This window comes from Psychromonas sp. MME2 (assembly GCF_040566515.1).
In the GTDB taxonomy this organism is placed as follows: domain Bacteria; phylum Pseudomonadota; class Gammaproteobacteria; order Enterobacterales; family Psychromonadaceae; genus Psychromonas.
This window is the reverse complement of the sequence record NZ_JBEWXI010000012.1, coordinates 607,365-622,541: the sequence shown is the minus strand read 5'-3', so window position 1 is coordinate 622,541 and position 15,177 is coordinate 607,365. Positions and strand designations below refer to the sequence as shown.

The window sequence follows — 15,177 nt, the reverse complement described above, 5'->3', positions numbered from 1 at the left end:
GTTAAAACAGTGATAGCTGATCGGAAACGATTTGTTCAAAATCCTTACCCAGTAAGGGCAATACCGCTTCGGCAATCGGTTTCAACTGCTTATCAATATAGTGCTGATAATCGATAGCTGAAGCTAAGTACTCCTGAGGCTCGGGGCCATTAATGGTGAACAAATAAGCGATCCGACCGCGCTGCTGATAACGTAAGGGCTTCCCTAATGCGCCATTATGTTGATCCGCTAAACGTGCTGCCCGCACTTGCGGCGGGACATTCTTAATATAGTCCGCCAAAGGACGGCGTAAACGCTTGTGATAGATAAGCTGTTGGTCAAGTTGACCTCGGTTAAGTTGATTAATGGTCTCGATGATCAAATCATCAATAGGCTCATCGGCAAACACTTTGGCGTATAACGCTTGCTGAAAGTTTTGTGCTAACTCGGTCCAATCGGAACGCACCGTTTTAGCCCTTTGAACAACATTTTTTCACCCGTTGCGGTTTGCTTTAAACCAACATAGCGTTTTTTAGATCCCGTTGTCGACCCTCTCAGGGTGGGCATAAAAAATTTTCTAAAGCAGGTTTCAAACTCAATTTCTAAATAGCTGTGTAATTGGTACTCTTTCTCTAATTTATGCTGCCAGTAATGATTAATGATCTTCTCTAACGTCTGCCCCCGCAGTGCTGCTTGTTCACTATTTTTGCACGCCTTTAACCACACAAAGGTTGAATCCGTATCACCATAAATGACTTGTTCACCTTGCGCTTCGATAACTTGCTTGGTCTCCTTCATGATTTGATGTCCACGCAGGGTAATGGAACTCGCTAAACGGGTATCATGAAAACGACAACCAGCCGAGCCAAGCACACCATAGAGACTGTTCATGATAATTTTAATCGCATGCTGAAATGGTTGGTTGTTCTCTCTCTTAGCCTGCTCTCTGGCGGCACTTAATTTATCCAAAATGCCGGGAAGATGATGGGCACTGCGGCTAAATCGCGCTTCTCTAAAACCGGGGATGGAGAGGGAAGGATCTTCACGTAACCCTTCAATCATCCCCATCGGATCGATTTTAAAGGTACGCATAATTGATGGATAAAGGGATTTAAAATCTAACACTAACACCCAAGAATAGAAGCCCGGATCTGATTCCATTACAAAACCACCGGGAGAGTGCTGCGCCTCAATATCACCTATGTTGGGGGCAATATAACCGCTACGATGTAATAACGGCAGATACAAATTGGTAAAAGCCGCCACCGATGCGCCACGTCTATCTAATGCAAGGCCCGTAAGGCAAGCGCGTTGTATGGCATATTCAATCAATTGCGCCTTTGCAAAAATACGTTCAACCAATAAGCAATCCTGTTGATTATAACGTGCCAGCGCAATCGGATCTTGCTCAAAAAGACGTTGGATTTCCAGCCCTTTATCCTCATTGCTAGCTAGCAATTTGCTTTCGCCCAGCAGCGATTCACTAACAAATTGCAAACTGAAGCTATCAAAGTGCCAACTGGCATTTTTTAACTGATCAATACCATCTAATACGACCCGACCATTGATAATCAATGAGCCTTGGTTTGGATTATCTTGATGCGTTAACCAACGTAATGGCGATTGATCACGGCCGAGACAAAGTGGCATCTTGTGCAATGCAGCACGCTTCACCAATAACTGCATATCAAAATCAACGACATTCCAACCAATAATAAGATCCGGATCATGGTCAATGAACCATTGTTGTAACGCCTCTAATAGTGCTCGCTCATCTTTCACCCATTGAATGTTGATATCTTCAGTTTGCGCTTGTTGGCCGACCATTAAGACCCGTGAATAGGGCGAGCTATTTATCGATGCACTGCTGCTATTCGCATAGGTTAACGCAATCGAATACAACGTTTGCCGTGGACTACATTCAATATCTAAGGAGACAAATTTTAGTTGAGGTGAAGCCGTCCCCGCACTTAATTTAGGAGCAATGCTTGTCCAATAACGTCCATTCCACTCTATATCCCCCTGCACTTTTACTGTGCCATAGATAAAGCGCTCCATGAGATAGCGATCTGCTATTTTTATATCTCCTTCAAAATGCGCAATACCGGCACTATCTAAAATACTTTGTAATGCTCGGAATTGTTTATTATTCAATGTATAAATTGCAGTAACAGGTTGCTGATTGAAAGATTTAATGGATAATGAGCGAATTTGTTGCGGGGTTAGCTTGCTGCTTTGCCATAATGAAATAGCACGCGCTAAATCATCCTGTAAAATCAGAAATACATAACGTTGCGCAGGAATAACTACACGACACGGACCTAAGCCAGTGGCAAGCCATAGAACCAGCTCAACCCCCTGTGCCGTTTCATTTTGCTGTCGAGATAGAATTAAACCTTCAATAGTGTTGCGTAAAAGAATATGACTCAATAGTGGCGACCATTTGTTGATTGAAAATAGTGAATGGGACTCATAATAGAGTTGAATTAAACATATAACCTAAATTTCACACAGAGCAAATAAATTACAATACAGGATAAGCAATTAAATTTACAATGCAGGAAGAGATAACGCCATGCCAATTACCCTATATAGCCAATGAATAATCAAATAAGTAGTCGCACCACTATGACTAGATTAACAATATCAAGTCACACCAAAGAAGCGATTAAAGTCGGCATGGCCTTTGTCATTGCCTATGGTATCGCACTTGGCTCTGGCTGGTTAAATCCCTACTGGTCAGCTCTCGCAGTCGCTATGGTTTCCTTGTCTCCGCCGGGATTATCCTTAAAAAAAGGGATGTTACGGGCTGCGGGCACCATACCTGGCTGCCTAGCCGCTATTGCCATTGTCGCCTTAGCGCCGCAGGAAAGATGGTTATTTTTAGGATTTTGTAGCGTTTTTATTTTCTTTACAAGCTACATGATGGTAATCGATGAGGATAAACCCTATTTCTGGAATGTTATGGGGTTTACTTGTTTAGCCGTTGCGATCACAGCAATACCAGGGGATGTCAATGATTTCTTTCAACATGCTATTGCACGCACCATTGAAACAATACTCGGGGTCGCTGTCTATAGCCTGATTGGCATATTTATTTGGCCACAAAAAAATACCGGAGCAATTAAACAAGCCTATCTTAAACTTATCCATAGCCAAAAATTAATAATCGCCAATTGCCAACAAATAATAGAGGGTTCGCCATCAAGCTTATCGCAGGTTGAATTTGGTAACCAACAAATCACACTGTTAACTAACTTTAGCAATGCAACACAAATAGAAAGTTCTGAAAATATTAGAATATTTAGCAATCGCCACCTCTTGAAAGGGATGGTCGCTATTTTTACTGTACAGACGGAGTGTTTACAAAAATGGCATGCAAGCTTATCGATGCTTTCACATCTCGACCTAAATGCAGTCATACCTAGATTAAATGAACATCTTAGCCAACGAATACAACTATTTAATGAAATAGAGGAGATCGTATCTAATAAGAAATGTCATATCGAACTAAGCGAAATCCCTTTAGTGGCAGATCCTGCCATCTTAAAAACACTCTCTCACTATGATAGAGCGGCTATCTCGTTAACCCTTAAAGAGCTAAAAGAGATCGATAAAAATCTAAAATACACGATTAATTATTTACAAGGATTAATGGGGCTTTTAGCGGCTAATACAGTTGAAATATATCCAACTCCTTCTTTATGGCAAAAAACAATAAAACCAACTTGGATATCGATCTGCAAGGCTTTTTTTCCGCCTCTAGTATTGATTATTGGCTTTATCATTTGGATATACATCGATACGCCCGGACACTATGCTTTATTTGAGTTAGCGGCAATACTTGCCATGAGTGTGAGCTTAAATCAACAAATCAATCTAGCTGAAATATTAAAAAACTTTGTCCTTCTTATTCCCATATGCATCTGTATTTATATATTTATCTTGCCTGAAATCACCCTTTTTGCTGAACTGGCGCTGGTCTTTTTTATTATAGTTTCCTACGCTTCCTACTTTTTTACAGGCACTGGAAAATTGGTTTCGCTGATGAGCATTAATAATATCATCGTAATTTCCAACCAACAAAACTATGACGTAGCAGCAATCTTCAATAAAGGCCTGTTCATGGTTATGGCTGTTTCTTTAGCCTATATAGTCTCTTATTTATTACAATATTCCTCTCCAGAGAAACATGTACAAAAACGCGTGCAATACTTTTTAAAAAAGCACTGTGGTTATCTGCTAATTCACTCTTTTTTGCCAAAAAAAATAAATCATCTTTTTTTTCTGTATCGATTATCGCGACATTTGAATGAAATAAAAGCATTGCCTCAGGATATCGGTACATGGACCCCGAGCTATTGATTACAAAACCTTTAATAATACAACGCAACAACAGTCACATGATTTACTCCTTGCCTTGCAAACGTTATCCTATCGAATTGAACAATTACATCAATGTGATGGGATCTACTGTGATAATCTTGAGCTAAATAGACAGTTAAATAAATTTAAAAAATTTATTATGGAGCCTTTACAGTTATGGAGTCGCACCCCGAATGCAGGAAATGAAGAGTTTATGAGGCAACGACTGGCCAATATGGAGTACCTCACAACACAAATAGTCAATAAAATAGCTAATATCATCAGTGAAGATGAAGCAGAATCAATCTTGCTATTGATTGCAAGTTATCGTGGAATATCAGAAGCAAGTATTAACTATTTACACGCAGCAAAGGCAATAGACTGGCGACAATGGCAACAAGAGAGGTTTGCATAATGCGTTTTATTCCCCATGAATTTGCCCTCGGTGGCGTCTATTTTCCGCCTCTGTTTATTGCTTGGATACTGGCCATCATAGTCTCTATGTTAACCGTCTATTTATTAAACAAGTATGATTTAGCCAAATACTTTTTCTATACCCCGATAGTGTTTATTGCATTTAACATTATTTATACTATTTTCTTTAGTCTTTTTGTCATTCCAGGATAACCTATGGCGACCTTCATTAAACAATATCGAAGTTACTTATTAACGGGAAGTGTGCTGCTCATTGCAGTATTAGCCTTTGCCTATAAATATTATGACTATATAAACCATCCATGGACGCGAGATGGGCAAGTGAGAGCAAAAGTGATTCAAATTGCACCGCGTGTTTCTGGCGAAATCATTACCTTGCCAATAAAAAACAATCAGTTTGTCAAGGCTGGCGAACTGCTTTTTGAGATAGATCCGCGTACCTTTGACAATGCCTTAGCACAAGCAACGGCACAACTTGACAGCGCAGTTAATAATTACAACTCTCTGATTGAGCAAATAAAATCAAGCGAAGCCCATGTTAACGTGTCACTTCATGCCATTACTCAGGCAAATGCGAATATTGATGCAAACCTTGCCACCATTGCAAAAAACAAAGCGGAATATCAACGCCAACAGGAGTTACTGCCACAAAAAGCAACGTCCTTAAAAGCGGTACAACTGGCTAAGGCTAATTACGAAATATCCATTGAACAAAAAAAATCAGCGGAAGCGAGTCTCAGTCAAGCTAACGCCACACTGCTTGCCGCAAAAGCGGATTTGGCACAAAACAGAGCGGCACTTGGCGCAATGGGGGAAGACAATGCTAAAATTCGAGCGGCCCGCGCAGCTGTAGAGCAAGCTAAACTTAACTTACAGTTTACCAAGGTGATCGCGCCCGTTGATGGTTATGTTACCAATTTAAATTTGCGAATCAGTTCTCAGGTGGTGGCCAACCAACCCATTATTGCCTTTGTTGATGTGAATAGTTATTGGATAAGTGGCTTCTTTAAGGAAAACTCCGTCGGAAATATGTGCCCAGGTAATCGTGCAGTTATCACCTTAATGAGCTATCCAGACACTCCGATCGAAGGGGTCGTCACTGATTTAGGTTGGGGGATTGCCCAGCAAACGGGAAGCACTGGATTTGAACTACTTCCCACTATCAATCCGACCTTTGAATGGATTCGACTTGCACAGCGTATCCCTGTTAATATCAAATTACTCGATATTCCTGAAAATGTCGCACTACGTGTCGGCTCAACAGCATCTGTACTGGTTTTTTCCGAACCATCTTCATAGCAATTAATGTCTACACATAAGAGAAAAGAATGGCCGCGTTACCAATAGATCAAGATGATCGTTTAGACCATATGAAAAAAAATAGAGTGATAACACCCTTACTCTGTTTAGTACTTAGTGGCTGTACAACACTGGGTCCTAATTATATCGCTCCTAGCGATAATGACCTCATCCCAGAGCAGACAAAATTTACAGAGCAGCAACAAGAAATGGCGATAGTAGATAAACATGCTGCTATTGAAAACCAACAACCGAGTATTGAATGGTGGAAAAATGCATTCCACAATGAGCAAATTAATGGTCTTGTAGAAGCCGCATTAAAACAAAACCTCAACATTCGCTCGGCGGCGCTACGTGTTTTACAATCACAGCAACAATTGGCGATTGCCACTGCGAATCAATATCCACAACAACAATCCATCACTGCGGGTGTATCAAGGCAAGAAGCAAATGGCAGCGCATTCAACAACTATAATAGTGGCTTTAATTTGAGTTGGGAGGTTGACTTATGGGGCCGTTTTCAGCGTCAAATTGAATCATCTCAAGCGCAACTCGATGGCAATGTTGCCAATTATGATGGCGTAGTCATCTCGCTAATATCACAAGTCGTTAAAAATTACATTTTAATTCGCACCTATCAACGGCGCATTGATGTTTCACAGTTAAGTATCCAACTGCAAGAGGAAAACTACCGCATTGCCTTAGCAAAAGCGAATGCCGGCGATACCAGTGAGTTGGATGTCGATCAGGCATTAAGCTTACTCAACAACAGCAAAGCAAGTGTACCAAGTTTACAGATATCACTGCAGCAATCTAAAAATGCGTTAGCACTACTATTAGGAGAATCGCCGCAAGCACTGAATTATATACTGAACGAGCAACAAGCTATTCCCATTGCTTCACCATTCATCGCCTTGGGAATGCCACAGGATCTTATCCGCCGACGACCTGACATTCGCGTAGCAGAACGTTCGCTGGCCGCTCAAAGTGCACAAATAGGCTTTGCGGCCAGTGAATTATATCCACACTTTTCGATAGGCGGCTCTATCGGAAACAGTGCCGATAGCATGGGTAATTTATTCAATAGTAATAGCAAAACATGGTCGATTTTCAGTGCCTTTGAATGGGATATATTCAATTATGGAAGATTACAGAGTAATGTTCGTTTACAGGATGCCTTATTCCAACAATTATTAATTGATTACAAAAACATCGTTTTATCCGCACAGGTTGAAGTTGAAAATAAAATAGTCGCCTACTTAAAAAATCAAGAACAAGTGACGTTATATGAAACATCGGCGGCAGCAGCAAAACGTGCTGCGGATATTGCCACCTTTCAATATCAAAATGGGGCGGTAAACTTTAATACAGTGATTAACACTTTAGTTTCCTATTCTCAACAAGAAGATTTATTAGCCTCTCACCAGGGAGCGATTGCAGCAAGTTTGGTCGATGTTTACCTTGCACTCGGCGGTGGGTGGCAAATAAGAGGATCGTGATCCGGTGGATTTATTACCGCAAGAGATAAAACAAGAGATGAAAGCAAGAACGGCTAATTGGGATGATCTGTTACAATAATTTGCCATAACGTAGCCACCTTCTTTGCGAAGGTGGCTAGCAAATAACGTTAGCTACGCGTTGGCTGGTATTACGGCGACGCTCATTCGTTTTACGATGCTGACTATGTTTTTTCACCGCGCGACGAATACGCGATTGTGCATTTTTTACTTTACCAATATCGACACGAACCTTACTTTCCGTCTCCTTAGGCATATCCACTAATTTACGTAAATAGTTGACCTCTTTTAGGTTTAACTCTTGCCAACCACCTTGGGGTAACTGTTTATCTAAATGAATATTGCCATAACGTACACGCATTAAACGACTTACCTGTACACCTTGGCTTTCCCATAAACGACGTACTTCACGTGTACGACCTTCTGTTAATACAACATGGAACCAACGATTAATACCTTCGCCACCTGACTCTTTAATTGATAAAAACTTCGCTTCGCCGTCATCGAGTTTCACCCCCATGCGTAAACGGTTAAGCATCGCTTCATCAACATCACCAAAGACACGTACCGCATATTCACGCTCGACTTCATTACTGGGGTGCATCATTTTATTAGCAAATTCACCATCGGTGGTAAATAGCAATAAACCCGAGGTATTAATATCTAATCGACCGATGGAGATCCAACGTGCACCATTTAAACGCGGTAAACGTTCAAATACAGTTTTACGCCCCTCTTCATCACTGCGCGTACAAATTTCGCCTTCCGGTTTGTTGTATGCCAATATGCGACAAACGACGGTTTCTGCGGTTTTATTTTTAACCACATGACCATCGACACGGATCACTTGATCTTCAGTAACACGTTCACCGAGTTGCACAATTTTACCATCGAGACTAACACGTCCTTCGGCAATAATCGTTTCCATTTTACGGCGCGATCCTAAACCTGCACGCGCTAATACTTTCTGTAGTTTTTCACTCATTTTAATATCCTTGGGTAATTCTCATTAAGCCAATACCAACAAGCGCAAAGGCGCTGTTGGCAAATTTAATCACACCTAACAATGGTGCGCTGTTTTTATATAAAGGGGCTTACATCACCAGCACCTTCACGCAAAATAACCACTTCGTCATCGGAAAAATCGATAACTGTCGTTGGTGATTCGCCAAGATAACCGCCATTTAAAATTAAATCTACGCGGTTTTCTAATTTGTCTCTTATATCTTCAGGATCAAACTCCGTACTTTGCGAACCCGGTAAAATTAAACTGGTTGTCATCAAAGGCTCACCAAGCTCAGCCAATAAAGCTAAGGCTATCGCATTATCAGGAATGCGGATACCAATAGTGCGCTTAGTTGGGTTCATTAATCTTTTAGGTAAATCTTTGGTTGATTTAAATATAAAAGTATAGGCACCCGGCGTATTACTTTTCAAAGCACGATAGGCTTGATTATCAACGCGAGCATAAGTGGCTATCTCTGAGAGGTCTCGACATACCAAAGTAAAATTATGCTTTTTATCTAAATCTCGAATCTGACATATACGTTCTAAACCACGCTTATTGTCCATGGTACAACCTAATGCATAGCCAGAATCCGTCGGGTAGATCACTACCCCACCATTTTTTAAAATATCCACCGCCTGCTTCATTAATCGAATTTGTGGATTTTCTGGATGCACGTAAAAAAATTGACTCATTTTAACATTCCGTCTCTACTTAATAGTTCTTTGTAAATAGGCCAATCTGCCCATACTGCTTTACTTATATCGGGTAAATGTAACGATTTACCGAGGTCACGCCAAGGCCCCACAAAATGAAAATCACTCCCCTGCGATGCGAGTAATCCATATTCAACACTCCACATCGCTAACTGCTGACGCATTTGTGGAGACTGCTGCCCCATCGCCACTTCCATGGCATCACCATTAAAACTTTTAAACTCACTAAACAAGCGGCGCATCCATTTATTGGATAGATGGTAATGGTTAGGGTGAGCCAAAATAGCTTGTCCACCCGCTAAATGGACCACTGCAATGGCCTCCGCTAAGTCAACCCAATTATGCGGAACATAGCCGATGTTGCCACGACTTAAATATTTATCAAACACTTTTGCGAAACTTGGTGCAGCGCCTATGGTCACTAAATACCGAGCAAAATGAGCACGCGTGATTGCACCGTCACCAGCCAGAGCTTTCGCCCCTTCATAGACGCCCAATAATTTTGCTTTTTCTAATCGCCTACCCATCTCCATCGCTCGCTCTTCACGCTTTAGCTTTTGCTGTGCGATTAAATCGGTTAATGCGTGATGGCTGGGATCGATATTGACACCAACAAGGTGAATTTCATGATTTAACCAATTCGTGGTTATTTCGATCCCATCAATTAACGTTAACTTTAGATTTTTCTCAGCAATAGTTTGTCGAGCTTCAGCTAAGCCATCAACCGTATCATGGTCAGTAATTGCCAATATATCAACTTGCCGATTTGCTGCGCGCTCAACGAGTTCTTTGGCGGTTAATTGTCCATCCGACGCTTTCGTGTGTGAGTGCAGATCAATTAACATGAATATCCTAAAAATCAACTTGACATTAAAAGCAGAATCGCAAAAAATGGTTACCATAATTTATTGGATGCATAATATATGATTTTAAATACAATTACTCTTAAAGATTCTTGGTGGCACTCATTCTCTTAGGCGAGCAATGAGTTTTTTGTATATTATCGATTTTTCCAGAAAACCTTAAAGCTCGCATAACGCGGGCTTTTTTTGTATTTGCAGCTTTAAAAGTAAAAAAATTAACAACAAATTTTGAGAAGTAATATGGATATAATTGCGCAGATCCTTATACAGCGATGGCGATGGTAAACATAACAAGAATATGCCAACCACAGACTGAATATATGAAAGGATAAGAAAATGAACACATTACACCCCATTGGCGTTTTAAAAAGCATCTCTGCAAATTGCAGATATATCAGTGATTCACTCACATTATTTCAGAGAATCGCAGAAAATAGTCATAACCAACTACTTTTGGACTCCGCTGAAATAGCCAGTAAAGCCCACCTTAAAAGTTTAATGCTACTCGATGCATGTATGAAAATAAGTTGTCACGGCCTCGTTGTGACGCTCGAGGCATTAACCGATAATGGTAAAGACTTACTCACCTTTATTACCCCTCAATTTTCAACACTGATTATTACGCAACAATCTCCCTCCCATTTACAACTGACCTTCCCAGCTTCTGATAACAGTGGTGATGAAGATAAACGCCTTAAATCAGCCTCTCCAGTTGATGCGTTGCGCTGTATTGTTGACAAAGTAAAAAACAGCTCGGCTCACAATCAAGCACTATTTCTCGGTGGAATTTTTGCTTATGATTTCATCGCTACCTTCGAAGATTTATTAGATGTGCCAGAGAGTGATAATATCTGCCCTGATTTTGTCTTCTATGTTGCTGAAACGCTGTTAATTCAAGACCATCAAACACAACAAAGTGAAATTCTCGGTACTGTTTTTGGCGGCCTATATTCCAGTGAGAATGAACAACGCATTCAATCACGTATCAAAGAGATTCAAGACTATTGTGATAACTTTGTTGCCCCACTCCCCTCTATCACACCACTTAATGGGCAGGTCACAACGGATGTATCGGATCAACAATTTTGCCAGAATGTCCAAACCTTAAAAGAGTATATTGTTAAGGGTGATATTTTTCAGGTGGTTCCATCACGTACTTTTTCTCTGCCTTGTCCCGATCCGGTTGCCGCCTATGCCAAGCTAAAAGAGACCAATCCAAGTCCTTACATGTTTTACATTAAAGATGAGGATTTTATTTTGTTTGGCGCATCACCTGAGAGTGCCTTGAAATATACCCAATCTAGCAATGAAGTTGAGATTTACCCAATTGCAGGAACTCGCCCTCGCGGATTTAATAGAGATGGCACTATTAACAAAGATTTAGATAGCCGTTTGGAACTGGAATTACGCTTAGATAAAAAAGAGACGGCTGAACATTTAATGCTAGTCGATTTAGCACGTAACGATGTGGCACGAATTAGTGAACCGGGCTCTCGCCACGTTGCTGATTTATTGCAGGTTGATCGTTATAGCCACGTTATGCATTTAGTTTCCCGTGTGGTTGGTCAATTACGCTCTGATCTAGATGCATTACATGCCTATCAAGCCTGCATGAATATGGGAACCCTAGTTGGTGCCCCTAAAATACGCGCATCGGATTTAGTCCGACAAGTCGAGAAAAAGCGCCGCGGTAGTTACGGTGGAGCGGTGGGCTACATTAATGGCAACGGCGATATGGATACCTGTATTGTTATTCGTTCGGCCTTTGTTAAAGATGGTATTGCACAGGCGCAGGCTGGAGCTGGTGTCGTCTTTGATTCTGACCCTCAGGCTGAAGCCGATGAAACGCGTAGCAAAGCAGCGGCAGTTCTCAATGCGATCGCCCTAGCCCACGGCACAACATTACAAGCAGTTTCAGCAACCCCGAGTGTAGGAAAATAAGCAGATGACTAAGACAACAAAACAAACCCTGTTTTTTCTTGATAACTTTGATTCATTTACCTACAACTTAGTGGATCAATTTAAAGCACTTGGTTATCCGGTTAAAATATATCGTAATAGCTTATCTGCAACTCAGATCAAAAGCTATATTGATGCCTGTGAAAATGAAGTCGTATTAGTACTTTCCCCCGGCCCGGGTACCCCCAGTGCTGCGGGATGTTTAATTGAATTAATCAGCTTATGCCGCGGTAAAATACCGATGATCGGCATCTGCCTAGGCCATCAGGCTTTGATCGAACAATATGGTGGCGTTGTTGGCCAAGCAGAACAGATTATGCATGGTAAGTCATCATTAATTAGTCACTGCGGAGACCGAATGTTCGCAGGGTTAAAGAAGCCCTTGTCCGTCGCCCGTTATCACTCATTAATCGGCTCAACTGTCCCCGATAGTCTTGAAGTCGTCGCAGATTACAACGGTATGTGTATGGCCGTTTATAACGAGCAGGATAAGGTTATTGGCTTGCAATTCCATCCTGAATCTATTTTAACCTGCGAAGGCGCTAAATTATTAGAAAATTGCTTAAACTTGGTCACCACTAGGGAGAGTGTTTAATGAATGCATTTAATATCCAAGCTATGTTAGAACAACTTTATCAGGGTAAATCACTTTCTAGCCCACAGAGCCAACACTTTTTTGAACTGGTTGTGCAAGGTGAAATCGACCCAATTGTTTTATCTTCGGTTTTAACCGCTTTAAAAATAAAAGGTGAAACTCCGCAGGAGATCACCAGTGCTGCGCAAGCATTATTAGCGCAGGCGGTAGCCTTTCCCCGCCCTGACTATCCTTTTACCGATATTGTCGGTACGGGTGGAGATGGGTTCGGTACCATTAACATCTCAACGGCGAGTGCCTTTGTCGCTGCGGCATGTGGCGTGAAAGTTTGTAAACATGGTAGTCGTAGCGTCTCAAGTAAGTCGGGCTCATCGGATTTATTAGCCGCCTTTGGTATTAATCTCAATATGAGCCCAGAGATTGCCCGCCAATGTTTAGATGATTTAAATATCTGCTTTATTTTTGCCCCACAATATCATGCAGGTATGCGTTTTGCTGCGCCCGTTCGCGCGGCCTTAAAAACACGTTCTATTTTCAATCTGTTAGGTCCATTAGTCAATCCTGCTCGTCCCGATTTTGAGTTGATGGGCGTCTATGCACCGGAGTTATTGAAACCGATAGCGGAAGTACATAAACAACTCGGCATGAAACGTGTCATGGTTGTCTACGGCAGTGGCTTAGATGAGGTGGCATTACATGGTGAAACAGAAGTTGCTGAACTCAAAGATGGTGAAATTATCGAATATCGTTTAACGCCAGAAGATTTTGGCGTAAAACGCTACCCCATTGAAACCATATTTGGTGGAGATGCCAATGAGAACAAAATAATCATTGAGCAAATATTGCAGGGTAAAGGCAGCGATGCACAGCAAGCTGCTGTGGCCATTAACGTTTCTGCCCTTTTGGTACTAAATGGCTTTGCCGATGATTTTAAAACAGGGGCAAGCATGGCTTTGGATATGATGAAGACAGGTAAACCTTTACAATTAATGCAACAATTAGCGGAGCAGAGTCAATGTTAAATGACCAAAGTTTACAAAATACCATCCTTGGTAAAATTGTTGATGATAAATTATTGTGGGTGGCTGAAACGGAAGCAAAAACAACCTTTAATTTCCTTCAAAGATGAGATCACTGAAAGTGATCGTCACTTTTACCAAGCATTAGATCAAGATAACAGTGTCTTTATTTTAGAATGTAAAAAAGCGTCTCCATCAAAGGGGTTAATTCGTCCCGTTTTCGATTTAGATTTAATTGCAGGTGTTTATAAAAACTATGCCAGTGCGATATCAGTTCTAAGCGATGAAAAGTACTTCCAAGGCGATTTTAACTACATTACTCAAGTACGTGAACAGGTTACTCAGCCGGTCATTTGTAAAGATTTTATTGTCGATCCTTACCAAATTTATTTAGCTCGTTACCATCAAGCAGATGCAATATTATTGATGCTATCGGTACTTGATGATGATGCCTATCAAGCTTATCGTGATACAGCACATAGCCTAAATATGGGTGTATTGACCGAAGTGAGTAATGAACACGAATTAGTCCGAGCTATCGCCTTAGGTGCTAAAGTCATTGGTATTAATAACCGTAATCTACGTGATCTCAGTATCGACCTTGATCGTACTAAGGAGTTAGCTGCTCGCATTCCTGCTGATCGTATTGTCATTTCAGAATCTGGTATTTATAACCACGCTCAGGTAAAAGAGTTAAGTAAATATGCCAATGGCTTCTTAGTGGGTAGCTCGATTATGGGGCAACAAAATATTGATCGCGCATGTCGCCGCTTAATCTATGGCGAAAATAAGGTGTGTGGTTTAACCGCGCCTCGTGCTGCAGCCGATGCTTGTCAGGCCGGTGCCGTCTATGGTGGTTTGATCTTTGTAGAAAGATCACCACGTTATGTAGACATGGAACAGGCACGCTTGACAATGGCAGGTGCACCATTGCTGTATGTCGGAGTATTCCAAAATGAAGATCCAGAAATAATTGCCTACACCGTAAAACAGCTTGGGCTAACAGCTGTCCAACTTCATGGTGATGAAACACCTAAAGATATTAAAATGTTACGCGCCATTTTACCAAGCCAATGTGAAATATGGAAAGCGCACGGCATTAGTGACAAACTACCTGAATTTAGTAAATATAATGTGCAAAAACATATTCTCGACACACGCATTGGCAATCAAAGTGGTGGCACGGGTGAAGTATTCAATTGGCAGCTACTTAATGATGCCAGTATCGATAAAAGCACTATTATACTGGCGGGTGGTTTAACACCAGAAAATGCACAGCAAGCGGCATTAATTGGTTGTGCAGGACTAGATTTTAACTCTGGTGTAGAAAGTAAACCCGGCATAAAAGATAGAAGTAAATTAGAAGCAGCCTTTTCAGCTATACGCAGCTACATGCAACGTAATTAAAATATTTTAAAATAAGG

The 15,177-nt window shown here is 41.2% G+C and carries 13 protein-coding genes and 1 pseudogene; 9 read left to right on the top strand and 5 right to left on the bottom strand.

Translation table 11 applies throughout. The features are described from left to right. Position 1 precedes the first annotated feature (1 nt). Both AB1A03_RS13465 and AB1A03_RS13460 read right to left on the bottom strand, forming a co-directional pair. On the bottom strand, positions 2-445 hold the full coding sequence (locus AB1A03_RS13465; protein WP_354625140.1) for a hypothetical protein: 444 nt from the start codon (positions 443-445) through the stop codon (positions 2-4). Further along, on the bottom strand, positions 421-2,409 hold the full coding sequence (locus AB1A03_RS13460; RefSeq protein WP_354625139.1) for a DNA polymerase II: 1,989 nt from the start codon (positions 2,407-2,409) through the stop codon (positions 421-423). Before AB1A03_RS13460 ends, AB1A03_RS13465 begins: the two co-directional genes overlap by 25 nt. Positions 2,410-2,607: 198 nt before the next feature. Between AB1A03_RS13460 and AB1A03_RS13455 the strand changes: the two genes are divergently transcribed. From AB1A03_RS13455 to AB1A03_RS13435, 5 genes are read left to right on the top strand one after another with little or no spacing between them, the layout of a single operon-like run. Next, a complete protein-coding gene (locus AB1A03_RS13455; RefSeq protein WP_354625138.1) occupies positions 2,608-4,344 on the top strand; it encodes an FUSC family protein in 1,737 nt (578 codons plus the stop codon). Positions 4,345-4,399: 55 nt separating this feature from the next. Beyond that, positions 4,400-4,759, top strand: coding sequence for a hypothetical protein (locus AB1A03_RS13450; protein WP_354625137.1), 360 nt, complete (start codon positions 4,400-4,402; stop codon positions 4,757-4,759). Continuing rightward, the gene (locus AB1A03_RS13445) at positions 4,759-4,971 is read left to right on the top strand and encodes a DUF1656 domain-containing protein (RefSeq protein ID WP_354625136.1); all 213 of its coding nucleotides are present in this window, start codon (positions 4,759-4,761) and stop codon (positions 4,969-4,971) included. Before AB1A03_RS13450 ends, AB1A03_RS13445 begins: the two co-directional genes overlap by 1 nt. Before the next feature lie 3 nt (positions 4,972-4,974). Next, positions 4,975-6,078, top strand: a complete 1,104-nt coding sequence (locus AB1A03_RS13440) for an HlyD family secretion protein (RefSeq protein ID WP_354625135.1) — start codon at positions 4,975-4,977, stop codon at positions 6,076-6,078. A gap of 29 nt (positions 6,079-6,107) precedes the next feature. Then, a complete protein-coding gene (locus AB1A03_RS13435) occupies positions 6,108-7,577 on the top strand; it encodes an efflux transporter outer membrane subunit (protein ID WP_354625134.1) in 1,470 nt (489 codons plus the stop codon). 115 nt (positions 7,578-7,692) lie between these two features. Here the strand turns inward: AB1A03_RS13435 and rluB are convergent, their stop codons facing one another. The 3 genes from rluB to rnm form a co-directional block, all read right to left on the bottom strand. Next, positions 7,693-8,580: a 23S rRNA pseudouridine(2605) synthase RluB gene (rluB, locus tag AB1A03_RS13430; RefSeq protein ID WP_354625133.1), complete on the bottom strand. Its 888-nt coding sequence runs from the start codon at positions 8,578-8,580 to the stop codon at positions 7,693-7,695. A 95-nt stretch (positions 8,581-8,675) separates the two neighbouring features. Further along, positions 8,676-9,296, bottom strand: coding sequence for an L-threonylcarbamoyladenylate synthase (locus AB1A03_RS13425; protein WP_354625132.1), 621 nt, complete (start codon positions 9,294-9,296; stop codon positions 8,676-8,678). Further along, positions 9,293-10,162: an RNase RNM gene (gene rnm, locus AB1A03_RS13420; RefSeq protein ID WP_354625131.1), complete on the bottom strand. Its 870-nt coding sequence runs from the start codon at positions 10,160-10,162 to the stop codon at positions 9,293-9,295. The genes AB1A03_RS13425 and rnm overlap by 4 nt, the downstream gene beginning before the upstream one ends. Before the next feature lie 354 nt (positions 10,163-10,516). Here rnm and AB1A03_RS13415 point away from each other — a divergent pair, with 354 nt between their 5' ends. The 4 genes and pseudogenes from AB1A03_RS13415 (at position 10,517) to trpCF (ending at position 15,160) form a co-directional block, all read left to right on the top strand. Then, positions 10,517-12,121, top strand: coding sequence for an anthranilate synthase component 1 (locus AB1A03_RS13415; protein WP_354625130.1), 1,605 nt, complete (start codon positions 10,517-10,519; stop codon positions 12,119-12,121). A gap of 4 nt (positions 12,122-12,125) precedes the next feature. Beyond that, positions 12,126-12,734, top strand: a complete 609-nt coding sequence (locus tag AB1A03_RS13410; protein WP_354625129.1) for an aminodeoxychorismate/anthranilate synthase component II — start codon at positions 12,126-12,128, stop codon at positions 12,732-12,734. Continuing rightward, the gene (gene trpD, locus AB1A03_RS13405; RefSeq protein ID WP_354625128.1) at positions 12,734-13,756 is read left to right on the top strand and encodes an anthranilate phosphoribosyltransferase; all 1,023 of its coding nucleotides are present in this window, start codon (positions 12,734-12,736) and stop codon (positions 13,754-13,756) included. The genes AB1A03_RS13410 and trpD overlap by 1 nt, the downstream gene beginning before the upstream one ends. Beyond that, positions 13,750-15,160 (top strand): annotated as a pseudogene (gene trpCF, locus AB1A03_RS13400) (bifunctional indole-3-glycerol-phosphate synthase TrpC/phosphoribosylanthranilate isomerase TrpF). The gene trpD and the pseudogene trpCF overlap by 7 nt, the downstream one beginning before the upstream one ends. Positions 15,161-15,177 lie beyond the last annotated feature (17 nt).

Bases quoted from the DNA above. Each gene is read 5' to 3' on its own strand.
- AB1A03_RS13455 (WP_354625138.1), top strand. From the start codon at position 2,608: ATGACTAGATTAACAATATCAAGTCACACCAAAGAAGCGATTAAAGTC.
- AB1A03_RS13445 (WP_354625136.1), top strand. From the start codon at position 4,759: ATGCGTTTTATTCCCCATGAATTTGCCCTCGGTGGCGTCTATTTTCCG.
- AB1A03_RS13440 (WP_354625135.1), top strand. From the start codon at position 4,975: ATGGCGACCTTCATTAAACAATATCGAAGTTACTTATTAACGGGAAGT.
- AB1A03_RS13435 (WP_354625134.1), top strand. From the start codon at position 6,108: ATGGCCGCGTTACCAATAGATCAAGATGATCGTTTAGACCATATGAAA.
- rluB (WP_354625133.1), bottom strand. From the start codon at position 8,580: ATGAGTGAAAAACTACAGAAAGTATTAGCGCGTGCAGGTTTAGGATCG.
- AB1A03_RS13425 (WP_354625132.1), bottom strand. From the start codon at position 9,296: ATGAGTCAATTTTTTTACGTGCATCCAGAAAATCCACAAATTCGATTA.
- rnm (WP_354625131.1), bottom strand. From the start codon at position 10,162: ATGTTAATTGATCTGCACTCACACACGAAAGCGTCGGATGGACAATTA.
- AB1A03_RS13415 (WP_354625130.1), top strand. From the start codon at position 10,517: ATGAACACATTACACCCCATTGGCGTTTTAAAAAGCATCTCTGCAAAT.
- AB1A03_RS13410 (WP_354625129.1), top strand. From the start codon at position 12,126: ATGACTAAGACAACAAAACAAACCCTGTTTTTTCTTGATAACTTTGAT.
- trpD (WP_354625128.1), top strand. From the start codon at position 12,734: ATGAATGCATTTAATATCCAAGCTATGTTAGAACAACTTTATCAGGGT.